We start from the raw sequence: 14,106 nt of genomic DNA on the forward strand, positions 1-14,106 counted from the left end.
AGCCCGTGCCAGCGTTTCACCTTGACCTCACGGCCTGCCACCAGCACCTGGTGCGGGTGCGCCTCAGCCACACCCCATCGCGCCCCAGCCTGGGCTTCGCCCTGCCGGGCTGGACGCCGGGCTCCTATCTGATCCGCGATTACGTTCGGCAGCTCGAGGGGCTCACGGTGGTGCAGGCGGGCCAGGCCCTGGAGCCCCGTCGTCTCACCCCGAGCCGCTGGCAGCTTGAGCTCCCCAACCTCGAGCCGCTGGAGATCCGCTACACGCTGCACGCGGCCGACCTCACGGTGCGCACCTGCCATCTCAACGGCGACCATGGCTTCCTGGCCCTGGCGGCCGTGGTGCTGGAGCTCGATGGGGAGCGCTGGTCTCCCCACGGGCTCCAGCTCAGCCTGCCCCCTGACTGGCAGGCCTTTGTGCCCCTGCCGACCCCCGATGGCACCATTCCCCCGGAGGGCTCGGCTGGCTGGCTGGCGGCCAACTTCGACCAGCTGGTCGACACGCCGATCGAGGTCGGCCCCCATCGCGCTCATGCGTTCCAGGTGGCTGGCGTACCCCACCGTTGGGTGACTTGGGGCTCCGATTTGGGTGGTGGCGATCCGCTGGACCGTGATCCGCTGTGGCTGACCGACCTGGAACAGGTGTGCCTGGCCTGTTGCCGGTTGATGGGGGTGGAGCAGCCTGCGGCCCCCCACTACCTGTTTGTGCTGCACCTCACCGACAGCGGTTATGGGGGCCTGGAGCACGACCTCAGCACCGTGCTCCAGTTCGGTCGCCGGGCCCTGGTCCGGCCCGGGGGCCGCCGCAAATTGCTGCAGCTGGCGGCCCATGAATACCTTCACCAATGGAATGTCCGCCGGCTGCGGCCTGCGGAACTCACTCCCTACCGCTACGACCGCGCCGTGGTGGTGCCCACCCTGTGGTTTGCCGAGGGAATCACCAGCTATGTCGACCAGCTCCTGCCCCATAGCGCTGGCTGCTGCACGGAGGCGGAGGTACTGGAGGACCTTGGCGCCGACCTGAGCCGGTATCTGCTCAGCCCCGGCCGGCAGGTGCAGAGCCTGCGGGCCAGCAGTGAGGAGGCCTGGGTGAAGCTCTACCAAACCGATGCCTACTCCCCCAACAGCCAGATCAGCTACTACCTCAAAGGAGCCGTGCTGGCGCTGGTTCTGGATCTCCATCTCCGCCGGGCCGGCAGCGGCCTGCCCCAGGTGTTGCGGGAGCTCTGGGCCAGCCATGGCGCCGTGGGTCGGGGGTACCGGGAGGTCGACCTGATCGAGGCGTTCGCCCGCCAAGCCCCGGATCTGGCCGAGCGGTTGCCCCGCTGGCTGGCCTCCTGTGAGGACCCGCCTCTGCAGGCCTGTCTGGCCGATGTGGGCCTTCGGCTGCAGCCCACGTTGGGCCCCAGTCAGGACCTGGGCTGCCGCCTGGAGGCCGGCGCGACTGGGCTGACGCTGGCGCGGGTGGCCCGGGAGGGGCCTGCCGTGCGGGCGGGCCTGGCAGTGGGCGATGAATGGATTGCCCTCAACGGCGTGCGGCTGCGCAGTGTGGACGATTGCATGGAGCTGTTTCGGCCGGAGGCCCCCCTGACTGCCCACCAGCTGCTGTTCTGCCGGGATGGACTGGTGCGTACCACCACCCTCCTGCCCGAGCCGCCGTCGGTGGAGGGGTGGCGGCTGGAGATCGTGCCCGAAACCGCCGAGGCCACCGCCCCCCAGCGCCGCCGCTGGCTCACGCTGGAGACCCCATGAGCACTGCCCCCCAGCCCTGGTGGATCGCCTGTGCTGCCGGCGGGATGCTGGCCCTCGGGGCGGTGGGATGGCTGGCGCGGGACCTTTCGGCCGAACCGTCTGATGGTCACAAGCGCCCCTCTCTGTTTGAGCTGCTCGAGGAGGTGCGCCAGCCACCGGCCGCCCCGGAACCCGGCCGCCGCGCGGCGCCGGGTCCCCCCGCCCAGCGTCGTTGGCAATCCCCCCTGCGGGCCAGTTGCACCATCACCGATCCAGGCCAACGCCAGAGGCTGCAGCGCCTGGTCAGCCAGGTGCAGACCTCCTCCGCCCGGGTGCAGATCCACCCCACCAACTTTGGTGAGCGATTGACCCGCGATGCCTATGGCAATCCGATCGACACCACACCCCAGCTGGTGGTGCTTCACGAGACGGTGTACGGCATCGGTTCCGCCATCAACACCTTCCTCACCCCCCATCCCCGGGATGACGATCAGGTGAGCTACCACAGCCTGATCGGTGGGGATGGCTCCGTCGTGCAGGTGCTCGATCCCGCCAAGCGGGCCTTCGGTGCGGGCAATTCCGCTTTTAACGGCCGCTGGGTGGTAACCAACGCCAAGGTGGGTGGCTCGGTGAACAATTTTGCGCTGCATGTCAGCCTTGAGACCCCCCTCGACGGGGAAGACGATGGTCCGGCCCACAGCGGCTATTCCCCAGCCCAATACGACGCCTTGGCGGCCCTGATCGCCGGATGGATGGAGCGCTATTCCATTCCCGCTGAGCACATCACCACCCACCGGGCGGTGGATTTGGGAGGCGAGCGGGCCGACCCGCGCAGCTTTGAGTGGTCGGCCCTGCAGCAGCGCCTCCAAAATCTTGGCCTGCTCTGCCGGCGCTAAGCCCGGTCAGATCAGGGGGCTGGGGGCCTGCTTGCGCTTGGAGTAGAGCAACGCATGGAGCTCGGGATCCTGCATGGTGCGCAGGATCCGGCGCGGGTAATCCAATTTGCCGTTGTGGAGATAGGCCAGGGTGGCGAGAGCCTTGGCGTCCCGTTGACTGACGCTGGCCTGGAGCGGCCGGGTTGGCAGGTTGAGGGCGCGACTCAGACGGGCGAATTTGCCGACCAACAGCACCACGTTGCGCTCGGGATCCAGCAGCTGCTCCCGGGCCTGGGTGATCTCCTGATCGGAGGCATTGGGCTTGAGCAAGCCTTGATGCACCATCTCGCCAAGGCCCAGCTGGGCGGGGCCATGGGTGCTGAACAGGCCGGAGTGGGCCGCCAGGGGGAGGTCTTCGCCGGGTTTGGCGTGGCGCATCTCATCGAAGAGCACGGCGGCCACCAGCAGAGGATTCACCCCCTGGCGACGGCTTTCGGTCAGGATCACGGGCCGAAGATCTGAGATGCGGCCCAGGGTGTGGCTCCGCAGGGGCTCCAGCTGGTCAATCCCGTGGGTGAACAGCTGGGCCAGCCGGGGTTGGGGGCCGTGGACGCCGAAGCGACGTTGCAGTTCCTGAAGCTCCGAAGCGGAAAACTGGAGGGGGTCATCTGAGGCCCGCTCGCTGGCCGGAGCCGTGATGCTGCCGCTCAGACCCGGATCCAGGAGCAGCAGAGGGTCGCTGCTGACATCCGTCACCCGTGCGGTGGAGAAGGGGACGCTGGCGAGGACAACCAGGGCCAGGGTGCTGAAACGCCTCTGCCCAACCGCGCGCTTGCCGGTGGCAAGCCAGCGCCGATAGCTGGAACGGAGGGTCACAAAACCTTCATGAATGATCGTCAACCTTAAAGAAAATTCCTGGTTTGTCGGTGCATCACAGAACGGTCCGCCGGCCGGCCCAAGGGCTGGTGTTGCTTTCGTGTCAGGCCTAAGTTCTGGGGGCGTGAGTGGCCAGAGCCGCGAGCCCATGCTTGCCAATTTCGATGGCTCCAGTGCCGAAACCCAGTGGCAGCGCTTCTGCGAGCTGCTCTGGTACCAGGACGATCTGGGCATCTGGCTGGATGTGAGCCGCATGGCGATCGGCCAGGCCGATCTGGAGGCCCTTGCTCCCCGCTTCGACCAGGCCTTTGCAGCCATGGCAGCCCTGGAAGCCGGAGCCATCGCTAACCCTGATGAGCAGCGCCAGGTTGGCCACTACTGGCTGCGGACGCCAGCCCTGGCTCCGGATTCCACCATTACTGCCCACATCACCGAGGAGGTGGACCGGATCGAGGCCTTTGGGCGGTCCGTGCTTGATGGCAGCCTCCGCGCTCCCAACGGGGAGGCGTTCACCGATGTGCTTTGGATCGGCATCGGCGGTTCCGGGCTGGGCCCCCTGCTGATGGTGCGGGCCCTCCAGGACGCAGGGGTGGGTCTGCCCTTCCACTTTTTCGACAACGTCGATCCCAACGGCATGAGCCGGACCCTGGCGGCCCTGGACCGCCGCCTCAGTACCACCCTGGTGGTGGTGGTGAGCAAGTCGGGTGGGACGCCCGAGCCCCACATCGGCATGGAGCAGGCCCAGGCCAGGCTCGAGGCGCGGGGTGGCCAGTGGGCTGGCCAGGCGGTCGCCGTCACCATGCTCGGCAGCCAATTGGATCAGCTGGCGGTTGAGGGCAACTGGCTCCGCCGCTTCGACATGTTCGATTGGGTGGGCGGGCGCACCAGCATCACCAGTGCTGTGGGACTGCTGCCTGGTGCCCTGATCGGTGCCGACATCCGCGGCTTTCTCGCCGGTGCCTCCCAGATGGATGGGGTGACCCGGGTGGCAGATCTGCGCCAGAACCCAGCTGCCCTGATGGCGGCGTCCTGGTATGTGGCCGGCCACGGCAAAGGCCAGCGGGACATGGTCGTGCTCCCCTACCGCGATCGGCTGGAGGTGTTCAGCCGCTATCTCCAGCAACTGGTGATGGAAAGCCTCGGCAAGAAGCATGACCGCACCGGCGGTGTGGTGCACCAGGGCATCGCCGTGTACGGCAACAAGGGATCCACCGACCAGCACGCCTACGTCCAGCAGCTGCGCGATGGCGTTGACAACTTCTTCGTCACCTTTGTGGAGGCCCTGGAGGAGCCCAGTGACATCCCCCCCATCGGCGATGAGATTCCCGGCGATTTTCTTGACGGTTTTCTGCAGGGCACCCGTTCGGCCCTGATGGAGGGGGGACGCCAGAGCCTCTCGATCACCCTGCGTCGCTTCGATGCCACGGCCCTCGGAGCCCTGATCGCCCTGTTCGAGCGAGCCGTCGGCCTCTACGCCGAACTCGTCAACGTCAACGCCTACGACCAACCCGGGGTGGAAGCCGGCAAGAAAGCCGCGGCCCAGATCCTGGCCCTGCAGGAGCAGTTGGAAAGTTTGCTCAGCGATGGCCAGTCCCGCAGCCTGCAGGACCTGCAGCAGGCCCTCGGCACCACCAGTCCCGAGCCCCTGTTTTGGATCCTGCGCCATCTCTGCGCCAACCCCCGCGGCTACCAGGCCAGTGGCGATTGGGGCCAGCCGGCGGCGATGCGGTTCGTCAAGGTCTGAGTTCTCCGTTCCCGGTCCCCACCCTCCCGGCCCCCGAGCAGGTCCTGCGGGAGGTGTTTGGCTACGGGCAGTTTCGGGGACCGCAGCAGGAGATCGTCGCCCACGTGGTGGCGGGTGGCTCAGCCCTGGTGTTGATGCCAACCGGGGGGGGCAAGTCGCTCTGTTATCAGGTCCCGGCCCTCTGCCGGCCCGGCACCGGGGTGGTGATCTCGCCCCTGATCGCCCTCATGCAGGACCAGGTGGAAGCGCTGTGTCAGGCGGGAGTGAGGGCCTCGGGCCTCCACTCCGGCTGTTCCGCCGAGGAGACGGCGGCCACCTGGCGGGATCTGGAGACGGGTCAGCTGGATCTGCTCTATCTCTCCCCGGAGCGGCTGCTGTCACCAGGCACCTTGGATCGCCTCGCGCAGGCAGCACCGATCGCCCTCTTCGCCATTGATGAGGCGCACTGCGTCTCGCAATGGGGCCATGATTTCCGTCCGGAGTATCTGCAGCTGTCGGTGTTGGCGGAACGCTTTACCGCGGTTCCTCGCCTGGCCCTCACCGCCACCGCCGATCCGCGCACCCGGGAGGAGATCCGGGTGCGTCTGCAGTTGGAGCAGGACCCACTCTTCCTGGCCAGCTTCGATCGGCCCAACATTCGCTATGTGCTGCGTGACAAGGACGACCTGCGCCTCCAGCTTCTGGCGCTATTGGCCGAGCACCGTGGGGACGCCGGCATTGTCTACGCCCGTTCCCGCAACCGGGTGGACCGCCTGTGCAGCGAGCTGCAGGCTGCTGGCTACGACGCGGTGGCCTATCACGCCGGTCTGGACGGCGCCGTGCGCCGCGCGGCGCTGGAACGCTTCCGCCGCGAGAGCGGCGTGATTGTGGTGGCCACCATTGCCTTCGGCATGGGGATCGACAAGCCGGATGTGCGTTTTGTGGCCCATGTGGATCTACCCAAGAGCCTGGAGGCCTACTACCAGGAAACGGGCCGGGCCGGTCGCGATGGCCTGCCGGCCGTGGCCTGGATGGCCCATGGGGCCGGTGATCTGCCCCAGCTGCGCCGGTTCATCGATGACTCCAACGCCCCGCCCAGCCAGAAACGGATCGAACACGGCAAGCTCGATGCCCTGATCGCCCTGACGGAAGCCCCGGTCTGTCGCCGCCAGGTGTTGCTCAGCCATTTCGGCGAATCCCTGCCCTCCCCCTGCGGCAACTGTGACCTCTGCCTGGAACCCTCCACGGCCCAGGACGTGACCGAGGCTGCCCGCAAGGCGCTCTCTGCGGTTTTTCGCTGCGACAGCCGTTTCGGAGCCACCCATCTCACCGATGTGTTGCTCGGCGCCGACACCGCCCGGATCCGGGAGCTGGGCCACAACAGGCTCAGTGTGTATGGCATTGGCCAAGAGCTGGACCGGAGCCAGTGGCGCAGCCTGTTTCGTCAGTTGCTGGCCCGCAATCTGCTGCGGGCCGATCCGGAGCGTTTTGGGGCCCTGGCCTTCGGTGATGACGATCGGCTCAAGCCCCTGTTGCGGGGCGAGGAACGGCTGGAACTGCGCCTCCCGCCACCCCGCCGGGAGCGCCGACGGGAGGGTGTCGCCGCTCGGGGGGCCTCAGTGGCGCTGGATCCCGCCGATTCGCCCCTGTTGCAGCACCTCAAGGCCTGGCGGCTTGAGCAAGCTCGCCTCCAAGGCGTGCCGCCCTATGTGGTGTTCCACGACCGCACCCTGGTGGAGGTGGTGGCGCGCCGACCCCGTTGCCTCGAGGAGCTTGGCCAGATCAGCGGCGTGGGCCAGGCCAAGCTTGAGCGCTATGGCCCCGGACTGCTCGAAAGCCTGCGGGCGTTCCAGGCTCAGGCTTTGGGCAGTCGGCAACCGAGCTGAATCACCCCTTGGTCGAGCAGCCGACCCAGGCGCAGGGCCGTGGCCTCTTCGACGCGGTTGAAGTCTCCCTGATGGCGGGTGAGCCAGCTCAACTCGGCCGGGGCAATCACGCCCGTGCTCAGGGCTTCGAGAAACACGGTTCCAACGGACATGGTGGAGCGGTGCGGCTTGGCAGAAGTTTGCTGCGCCAATCCGCCAGTGACCGGAGCTCAGTGTTTCGTAACAGCACGAACGTGCGGCGATCAGCCCAAAGGCATCAGGGGATACACCCTCTCCATGGGGTGCCACTAAGATGAAGTTTCGTTAAGTCCTTGTGAACCCCATGGCTGATTCTTCTGCACGCTTTGGCTTTGTGGCCTTCGCCGAAACCTGGAATGGCCGGTTGGCCATGCTCGGCTTCGTGATCGGGCTCGGCACCGAACTGCTCACCGGCCAGGGCATCCTCGGCCAGATCGGTCTCGGCTGATTTCCGGGCTCAGAGCCACTGCATGCCCGGTGTCTCGAGCATTTCTGTGGTGGGCCAGGCCCCCAGCCCCGAAAGGGCTGCACCAAGCATGGCCCACACCCCCTTGCCACTGGCCAAGTCCTGCTCCGCTGCCCACTCGGCCTCTTGCACCTGGGTCTCGCTGAGGCCCAAGCCCTCCACCAGTCGCCGGTACACAGCCTTCTCTTGGGCATTGATCGGGGATGTGTCCTCCGGACGCTGTCCAACCCGCGCCATCATGTTGGCCAGTTTCAAGGCCAGGAGTCGCTCCTCTTCGCTCTCGAGGCTGCGGATGGCGTCCTCAAACACGGTGTCGTCCAGACTCCAGGCAGCCAATTGACGGGCGGCCTCCTCGCTCGGGTTCGAGCCTTCACTCCCCGGGAAGTACTGGGCTACAAGTTTCTCGAGCAGTCGTTTTTCATCCGCCGACACGTCCCCATCGGCCCAGGCCACGCAGCAGACGATCCGGAGTAGGTCGAGCTGACGATCGCGTTCAAGGGCCATGGACGATGGGGTTGGTGATGGGCTCCATTGTGGAGGCCTTGAAGCGCACGGGTGTCCTTGGGCCGCTACCCCTGCGCCATCGAATCACCCCCGGATGGGGGCAGACAGGGGCAGCAGCCCCACCGATGATGGAAGAAAGGGAGAAGGGAGAGACACCATGACCAGGCCCCACATGACCAGCACCACCATCACCGGCTCCAGCCCACGGGCGAGTGTGAGCTGCCTGGGACGGACCTGTCTCAAGTGGCAGGCTGACGGTGAGTTGACGCCGCTCGATCTGCGCTTGGTGCTCGAGCGCCTGGCGCAGGTCGATCAGGATGCAACGGTTCTGTTGGATCGAACCGTCGACGACCTGCCATGTCCATCGATCAGTTGAAGGCCTTTTTGGGGCGTGTCCAGGATGACGCTTCGCTGCGGCAGGCCGTTCAGGCAGCAGCCACGGCCGACGACGTGGCCCAGATCGGCGCCACCCTGGGGTTTGAATTTTCTGGCGATGAACTGTTGCGTTTGTCGGGCCAGCGGGTTGGGCGGGTCACGGTGACCAAGCAGGACATCCCCGGCGAGTACAACTAAGTTCCCAGGGCTTGCACCAGGCTTCCAGCGTCAAAGCGTTCGAGCAATTCAGCTCCGCCAAGACCATGGGTCCACAGTTCCACGTCGGCGTCGATCGGGGCCTGAAAGCACCAGTCTTCGAAGGGAAAAATCACCTTTTCCAGGAAGTAGGCCTCGGCACCGATGCAGCGCAGAATCACCAGCCGCTCACTGCTGTTGCGGTAGTGGCAGGTTTCCATCGCGCCGAACTTCAGGAGTCCAGATGACCCTGTGCCATGGTCTGCCCAGCTTCTGTGCCGGTGCACACCGTTTACAGGATTGTCCCCAGCAGGGGGCAGCGTGCTGCCGCACTCCCAGCCGAAGCTAGGCATCGCCAACGGATCGGCTGCCATGTCATCCACCACCTTCACCACCCAGCTTTCCATCGGAGAACTGGAGGCCAATTACTCCCTGTACTGCCAGGCCCTGCGCATCTTGGCCCGGGAGGGAGCGACGGTGACCAAGGTGAAGCGCACCGTGTGCTGGAGCCGTCTGGAGACCCTCCATCAGTGCTTGCCTCGCCAGTACAAGGACCCTGAGATTCTGTATTTCCGTCTCTGCCGGGATCTGCAGACCGCCACCCCCGCCTGAGCGGACGTTGGCCTCATCGGCGACCGGGCCGCCAATGAGATTTTCTACGGATTGAGTCTTGTTTGGGGATGGATTCAGGATCAAGCTTCCCCAACCTGGCTTGCGGAGGTCCCCATGCAGAGACAGATCCAAGACCAGTCGCCGCAACATCGGCGTTTCGGCACGAACGGTATGGGCAGTGCGGTGTCGGACCCCTCCAGCTGCATGGTGGGATCGACCGGCAACTGCTGCATCAGCCGAGATGGCCTAGGCCGCTACCTGGTGCAGCGTTGTGACCAGCCCACGGACCAGTGGGTGGCGGCCAACCTCCCTTCGGCCCATGCTCTCTGCCAGCAGATCGCCAACGCGTCGGACTGAGCAGGGATCGGCCAAGGCTGCCGACTTTGGCTAAAGAAGGCTCAGTGACCCTGGGCCCATGACCTTGAACGCGCCAGCCATGGTTTGCACCGCAGCTCTGCTCGGGCTGGTGGGTGCGACCCCCCTTTTGGAGGCTGCCCAGGCCCGACCGCGGGCGGGTGGTGGTGTCGGCGGACCGGCCTCCGGGGCTGGCGTTCGTCCAGGTGCCGGTTGGGGTGCTCCGGGTGCGGGGATGACCCGGGGACCTGGGGTGGGAGCACCGGGTGCTGGTGCCCCCGGAGCCGGAGTGCGCCCCGGCGTGGGCTGGGGAGCCCCTGGCGCCGGCCTAACCCGGGCTCCTGGGGTGTCCGCCTGGAATCCGGGCTGGGCCAGGCGTGGCTACTGGCCCTCGCGCACCTGGGCTACCGGTTGGTATCGCCCCTACCCTGCTGCCTGGCCCTGGTGGCGCACCAGTTCCGTGGCCTGGGGTGTGACTGGCCTGGCCACCGCTGCCGCCATCACCAGCGCCGTGGATGCTGCCGCTGACCAGCAGTCGACGGTGATCGTGGTTCCCCAGACCAGCGTCCAGCTCGATTACGGCTCGATTCAGGCCCTTCCTCCCAATGGTGTGCAATTCGCCTATGGCGTGGCCGGCTTGCCTTACACATCGGCCACCAGTGACTGCAAGCAGGGGTTGCTCAACGGCCAGCCGCCCACCACGGCCGACCAGGCCCAAGTGCTCAACGCCAGCTGTCAGATCGCCTACGGCTCCGTCTGACGGTGACCCTTCCCTCGCTGCTCCGCATCCGGACGTTGGAGAAGGCCGACCTGCCGATGGTGATCGGCTGGGCTCGGGCTGAACGATTCGCCCCGGGCATCGGGGATGTGGCCATCTATCGCCATACCGATCGCCAGGGCCTCTGGATGGGTTGCCTCGGCGGTCGTCCGATCGGTTGTATCGCCGGCGTGCGCTACAACGCCGCCTATGGATTCATCGGACTGTTCCTGGTGGAGCCGGACCAGCGGGGCAAGGGCTATGGCCGCCAGCTCTGGGCCCATGCCCTTGATTACCTCAGCGATCTCTCCTGCATCGGCATCGAGGCCGCCCCGGATCGGATTGCCGACTACGCGGGGTGGGGGTTTGAGGCCGCCTCGCCCACACGGCGCTGGCAGAGGGTTGGAGACTCTGGGACGGACTCCAGCGTGGAGGGGGTAATCGAGGGGTTGTCCTTGATCGAGGGGGCCGCCATTCCGCAACAGGCCGTGCAGGCCTATGACGCCATGCGGGAGCCCAGTCCCCGCCCCCACTTTCTGGCCGATTGGCTCGGCCATCCCGCCGGCACGGTGCTGGCCCTGCTCGATGCGAACGGGGCTTGCCATGGTTTTGGTCGGATCCGCCCCTGTCTGTTGCAGCCTGGGGAGGGTTGGCGCATCGGGCCCCTGCTGGCGGATAGCCCGGTTCTGGCCCAGCTCCTGATCACCGCTCTGCTGCAGCGCCATCCTGGTGTTGTGCTGATGGATGCCCCCGGGGCCAATCCCGAGGCCGACCCTCTCCTGCAGAGCCTTGGATTTGGGGTGGTGGGGGAGACCCTGCGGATGTATCGAGGGGTCGCGCCCACCGTGTCCCTTCGGGACGTGTATGGATTGGCCTGTCTGGAGCTGGGTTGAACGGATGGACTTGTGGGGCTGGCCTGTCCTGCGGAGCTCCAGGTGGATCAGGAATCGGGATAGCGGGTCCGGATGGCGCCAACGTCGTCGGGATGGCGTTTCAGGGCCGCCACACAATCGGCATCAATCTTGCCGATCTGCACCAGCCGCTCCAGCTCGGCAATCGCTGCCTCCAGGCTCCAGGGTTGTTTATAGGGTCGATGGGTGGTGAGGGCATCGAAGATATCGGCCACGGTAATAATTCTGGCCTCGAGGGGGATCTGATCCCGCATCAACCCTTTGGGGTAGCCAGACCCATCCAGGCATTCATGGTGGCTGGCAACCACATTCACCATCATGGCTGAGTCTGGTAAGTCCTGCAGCCCAAACTCGCCGATGAGCCGATTCAACACATCGATTCCCTTTTGAACGTGGGTCTCCATAATCTGGCGCTCCTCGGGATCGAGCCGTCCTGGCTTCAGCAAAACACTGTCCGGGATGCCAATTTTGCCGATATCATGCAGGGGAGCGAACAGGAAAAGGTGCTCAATGAATTCATCGCTCAAGTGGTGACTGGTGGCCAGGTCCTTGGCAATCAGGCGGGCGTAATGGGCCATCCGTTCCAGGTGGCTGCCGGTTTCAAAATCCCGAAGATTGGCGAATTCCCGGGCTACCTGGGCTGAGGCCGTGATCGATCGAACCACATTCAGTTCGCTCGAAATGGTCATGTTGATGAGTTTTGAATACAGAGAAAGATTTCGCTGAACCTCCGGAGTAAAAGCTCCGGGCTCCCGGGAGTCGTAGAAGATGAAGCCGATGAATTGGTGGTGGTCAAACAGGGGGACGGTGAGGGAGGAGCGGTAGCCCTCCTTCAGCAGCCAAACCGAATGGAGAGACTGGCCATGCACAGCGGCAGGAATGTCATCCAGCACGCGTATCGTTCCCTGTTCGGCGAGCTTGCTCAGCGATGCGCTGTCCGACAATCGAAATTCGTATCCGCTGATTGAAACCCCTTCCCGGGTGCTGTTGACGAAGGTTTTGAGCAGGTCTTCCTGCTGCTCATACAGCACACAGGCGATCCGATCGACAACTGGAAAGCTCTCGAGCAATTGGTTGTGCAGTTGTCGGAGACGTCCATTCAGTTGATCTCCGACCTCGCCAACGGTGAGTGCTTCCGTGTTGGGCTGATCAGGAGTCACAGTGATGTTTAGGCTGCTTTCACCCTAGGTGGGATCTCCCACGCCCGATGTGCCGTGCTGGCCGCCCTGGTGATTCTGTTGGTGATGGCAGTGGTGGTTGGAGGCCTGAATCCCGGTCGGGATGATCTGACCTGGTTCATGCGGCTGCGGCGACCCCGTTGGTTGGTCTTCGAAGGTTGGATTCCGGTGATCTGGCTGGTGATCTACGGCTGCTTCTTCGTGTCGGCCTGGCTCACCTGGCAGTCCTCCTGGAGTGGGCTTCTGATGGGGGGGTACCTGGCTCAGCTGCTGCTGGTGCAGAGCTACACCCTGCTGATTTGCCGCAGTCGCAGCCTGGGCAACGGCACCGCGATCGGATTTGGGGGCTGGGTGTGGGGAATCGCCCTCACCATGGCGGTGGTGAGGCAAAGCCCCGCCGCTGCGGCCCTGCTGGTGCCTTACCTGGTGTGGAGCCCGGTCGGCACCTGGGTTACCTGGCAAATGCGTCAGCTCAACCGCTGAGCTTCGAGCCTCGCTCGGGATCTCGGGCCACGGCCAACGCCGCCAGCACCCCCCCGCCAAAGCCACTGACATGGCCGATCCAACTGATGCCCGGCGGGGAGAAGATCGGCAGCAGGCTGGGCAGCACGCCGGCGTAGGTCACCAGGGCCAGCACCGAGAGCAGCATTGACAGGGGGCGTTTCTCCAGCCAGCCAATCAGCAGCAGGTAGCCCAGCAGGCCGTACACCACCCCGGAGAGCCCATGGCTGCCCGTGGGCCAGAGCAGCCATACCGGGATGGCTGTGGCGTACACGCCCAGCCACACCGCCAGGTAGTCGCGTCGGCCGCGCAGCAGCACCAGCCAGGAGAGGGGCAGGAAGGTGAGGGAGTTGGCCAGCAGGTGGCCGAAGCCTCCGTGGCTGAAGGGAGCAGTCAGCACGCCCAGGAAGGATCCACCCGGGGTCATGGCCAGGTTCCAGCGGCCGCCGAACAGAAGCTGATCCACCAGTTCCTGCAGCCAAGGCAGCACGAGGATCAGGGGCGGGATCAACAGGGTGCGGCCGGCTCGGGCCATCCAGCGATCCAGGCGTTGGGGCAGGGATCTGGTCACGCGATGGGGGTCATGCTGCAGCGCAGCATGGCAAGGGCCTCATCGGGAAGCCCCAGAAAGCGATCCAGCCACAGGTCGCCGCTGGGGGGCACCACCGCCACCCCAACCAACAGGGCCCCGCCGGCGTCTCCAAGGGTCTGGCCGACGGCACTGTGGCGCCGACCCCGGACCAGGCCCGTGCCCAGCTGGGTGTCAATCAGCAGATCGGGGGCCTGGTACAGGCCAGCGAGACGGAAGCGAAAGCGGGCCTGGAAGCGCAAGGCCACCTCGCCGGTGGCGGCATTGAGCGTGCCTGCGAGCTGGCTGGCGGCGATCGTGATCGAGAGGCCAGGGGGCAGGGGCAGCCCCAAAATTCGGGTGGTCCGCCCGGTGAGGGGCGGGATGGACAGGCCTTCGGCCGGAAACCGCACCAGCTGGTGGGTGGCGCCTTCCTGGCCATCCAGCTCACCGAGGCCACCGCCGCCGCGGGCGTCGTAGCGGAACTGGGGATAGCGACCAATGGCCAGGGCGCAGTCGGCGCCGGTCTGGAGCTGGACCCTGGAGGGGACGGGACCGCTGTTCACGGGGAACGCCA

19 protein-coding genes are annotated in these 14,106 nt (G+C 65.8%); 12 read left to right on the forward strand and 7 right to left on the reverse strand.

Annotation, left to right across the window (positions count from 1 at the left end; translation table 11 throughout):
* The first annotated feature begins 5 nt into the window (after window positions 1-5).
* Window positions 6-1,751, forward strand: a complete 1,746-nt coding sequence (locus H6G16_RS13285) for a M61 family metallopeptidase (RefSeq protein ID WP_190389472.1) — start codon at window positions 6-8, stop codon at window positions 1,749-1,751.
* Window positions 1,748-2,626, forward strand: coding sequence for a peptidoglycan recognition family protein (locus tag H6G16_RS06460; protein ID WP_190389473.1), 879 nt, complete (start codon window positions 1,748-1,750; stop codon window positions 2,624-2,626). The genes H6G16_RS13285 and H6G16_RS06460 overlap by 4 nt, the downstream gene beginning before the upstream one ends.
* 6 nt (window positions 2,627-2,632) lie before the next feature.
* Here the strand turns inward: H6G16_RS06460 and H6G16_RS06465 are convergent, their stop codons facing one another.
* Complete coding sequence (locus H6G16_RS06465; protein WP_242036272.1) at window positions 2,633-3,328, reverse strand: helicase DnaB; 696 nt, start codon at window positions 3,326-3,328, stop codon at window positions 2,633-2,635.
* A gap of 301 nt (window positions 3,329-3,629) precedes the next feature.
* Between H6G16_RS06465 and H6G16_RS06470 the strand changes: the two genes are divergently transcribed.
* Together H6G16_RS06470 and recQ are read left to right on the forward strand one after the other, a co-directional pair.
* Window positions 3,630-5,225: a glucose-6-phosphate isomerase gene (locus H6G16_RS06470; RefSeq protein WP_190389474.1), complete on the forward strand. Its 1,596-nt coding sequence runs from the start codon at window positions 3,630-3,632 to the stop codon at window positions 5,223-5,225.
* Window positions 5,222-7,090, forward strand: coding sequence for a DNA helicase RecQ (gene recQ / locus H6G16_RS06475; RefSeq protein ID WP_190389753.1), 1,869 nt, complete (start codon window positions 5,222-5,224; stop codon window positions 7,088-7,090). The genes H6G16_RS06470 and recQ overlap by 4 nt, the downstream gene beginning before the upstream one ends.
* Here the strand turns inward: recQ and H6G16_RS06480 are convergent.
* Window positions 7,060-7,242, reverse strand: a complete 183-nt coding sequence (locus tag H6G16_RS06480) for a hypothetical protein (protein WP_190389475.1) — start codon at window positions 7,240-7,242, stop codon at window positions 7,060-7,062. The genes recQ and H6G16_RS06480 overlap by 31 nt on opposite strands.
* A 170-nt stretch (window positions 7,243-7,412) precedes the next feature.
* Here H6G16_RS06480 and H6G16_RS06485 point away from each other — a divergent pair, with 170 nt between their 5' ends.
* Window positions 7,413-7,556 (forward strand): chlorophyll a/b-binding protein, encoded by a 144-nt coding sequence (locus H6G16_RS06485; RefSeq protein WP_190389476.1) that lies wholly within the window; start codon window positions 7,413-7,415, stop codon window positions 7,554-7,556.
* A 9-nt stretch (window positions 7,557-7,565) separates the two neighbouring features.
* On the opposite strand, the gene H6G16_RS06490 is transcribed toward H6G16_RS06485, so the two are convergent.
* On the reverse strand, window positions 7,566-8,078 hold the full coding sequence (locus H6G16_RS06490; protein WP_190389477.1) for a TerB family tellurite resistance protein: 513 nt from the start codon (window positions 8,076-8,078) through the stop codon (window positions 7,566-7,568).
* A 172-nt stretch (window positions 8,079-8,250) separates the two neighbouring features.
* Between H6G16_RS06490 and H6G16_RS06495 the strand changes: the two genes are divergently transcribed.
* Together H6G16_RS06495 and H6G16_RS06500 are read left to right on the forward strand one after the other, a co-directional pair.
* A complete protein-coding gene (locus tag H6G16_RS06495) occupies window positions 8,251-8,454 on the forward strand; it encodes a hypothetical protein (protein ID WP_190389478.1) in 204 nt (67 codons plus the stop codon).
* The gene (locus H6G16_RS06500; protein WP_190389479.1) at window positions 8,436-8,651 is read left to right on the forward strand and encodes a Nif11-like leader peptide family natural product precursor; all 216 of its coding nucleotides are present in this window, start codon (window positions 8,436-8,438) and stop codon (window positions 8,649-8,651) included. The genes H6G16_RS06495 and H6G16_RS06500 overlap by 19 nt, the downstream gene beginning before the upstream one ends.
* Here H6G16_RS06500 and H6G16_RS06505 read toward each other — a convergent pair.
* Window positions 8,648-8,869 (reverse strand): DUF1830 domain-containing protein, encoded by a 222-nt coding sequence (locus H6G16_RS06505; protein ID WP_190389480.1) that lies wholly within the window; start codon window positions 8,867-8,869, stop codon window positions 8,648-8,650. The genes H6G16_RS06500 and H6G16_RS06505 overlap by 4 nt on opposite strands.
* A gap of 151 nt (window positions 8,870-9,020) precedes the next feature.
* Here H6G16_RS06505 and H6G16_RS06510 point away from each other — a divergent pair, with 151 nt between their 5' ends.
* From H6G16_RS06510 to H6G16_RS06525, 4 genes are all read left to right on the forward strand, one after another.
* Window positions 9,021-9,260, forward strand: a complete 240-nt coding sequence (locus H6G16_RS06510) for a DUF3136 domain-containing protein (RefSeq protein WP_190389481.1) — start codon at window positions 9,021-9,023, stop codon at window positions 9,258-9,260.
* A gap of 114 nt (window positions 9,261-9,374) precedes the next feature.
* Entirely contained in the window at window positions 9,375-9,617 is a 243-nt protein-coding gene (locus H6G16_RS06515; RefSeq protein ID WP_190389482.1) for a hypothetical protein, read from the forward strand.
* Between the two features lie 232 nt (window positions 9,618-9,849).
* Window positions 9,850-10,374, forward strand: coding sequence for a hypothetical protein (locus H6G16_RS13220; RefSeq protein WP_199289245.1), 525 nt, complete (start codon window positions 9,850-9,852; stop codon window positions 10,372-10,374).
* Between the two features lie 56 nt (window positions 10,375-10,430).
* The gene (locus tag H6G16_RS06525) at window positions 10,431-11,264 is read left to right on the forward strand and encodes a GNAT family N-acetyltransferase (RefSeq protein ID WP_190389754.1); all 834 of its coding nucleotides are present in this window, start codon (window positions 10,431-10,433) and stop codon (window positions 11,262-11,264) included.
* A 47-nt stretch (window positions 11,265-11,311) separates the two neighbouring features.
* On the opposite strand, the gene H6G16_RS13290 is transcribed toward H6G16_RS06525, so the two are convergent.
* Window positions 11,312-12,442 carry an HD-GYP domain-containing protein gene (locus tag H6G16_RS13290; protein ID WP_199289246.1) on the reverse strand — a complete coding sequence of 377 codons (1,131 nt, stop codon included), beginning with the start codon at window positions 12,440-12,442 and terminating at the stop codon, window positions 11,312-11,314.
* A gap of 54 nt (window positions 12,443-12,496) precedes the next feature.
* Here H6G16_RS13290 and H6G16_RS06535 point away from each other — a divergent pair, with 54 nt between their 5' ends.
* The gene (locus H6G16_RS06535) at window positions 12,497-12,943 is read left to right on the forward strand and encodes a tryptophan-rich sensory protein (protein WP_190389484.1); all 447 of its coding nucleotides are present in this window, start codon (window positions 12,497-12,499) and stop codon (window positions 12,941-12,943) included.
* Here the strand turns inward: H6G16_RS06535 and H6G16_RS06540 are convergent.
* On the reverse strand, window positions 12,933-13,496 hold the full coding sequence (locus tag H6G16_RS06540) for a rhomboid family intramembrane serine protease (RefSeq protein ID WP_190389756.1): 564 nt from the start codon (window positions 13,494-13,496) through the stop codon (window positions 12,933-12,935). The genes H6G16_RS06535 and H6G16_RS06540 overlap by 11 nt on opposite strands.
* 32 nt (window positions 13,497-13,528) lie before the next feature.
* The gene (locus tag H6G16_RS06545) at window positions 13,529-14,095 is read right to left on the reverse strand and encodes a hypothetical protein (protein WP_190389485.1); all 567 of its coding nucleotides are present in this window, start codon (window positions 14,093-14,095) and stop codon (window positions 13,529-13,531) included.
* Window positions 14,096-14,106: the final 11 nt, after the last annotated feature.

It is taken from the genome of Cyanobium sp. FACHB-13342, assembly GCF_014697415.1.
Classification (GTDB): domain Bacteria; phylum Cyanobacteriota; class Cyanobacteriia; order PCC-6307; family Cyanobiaceae; genus Cyanobium_A.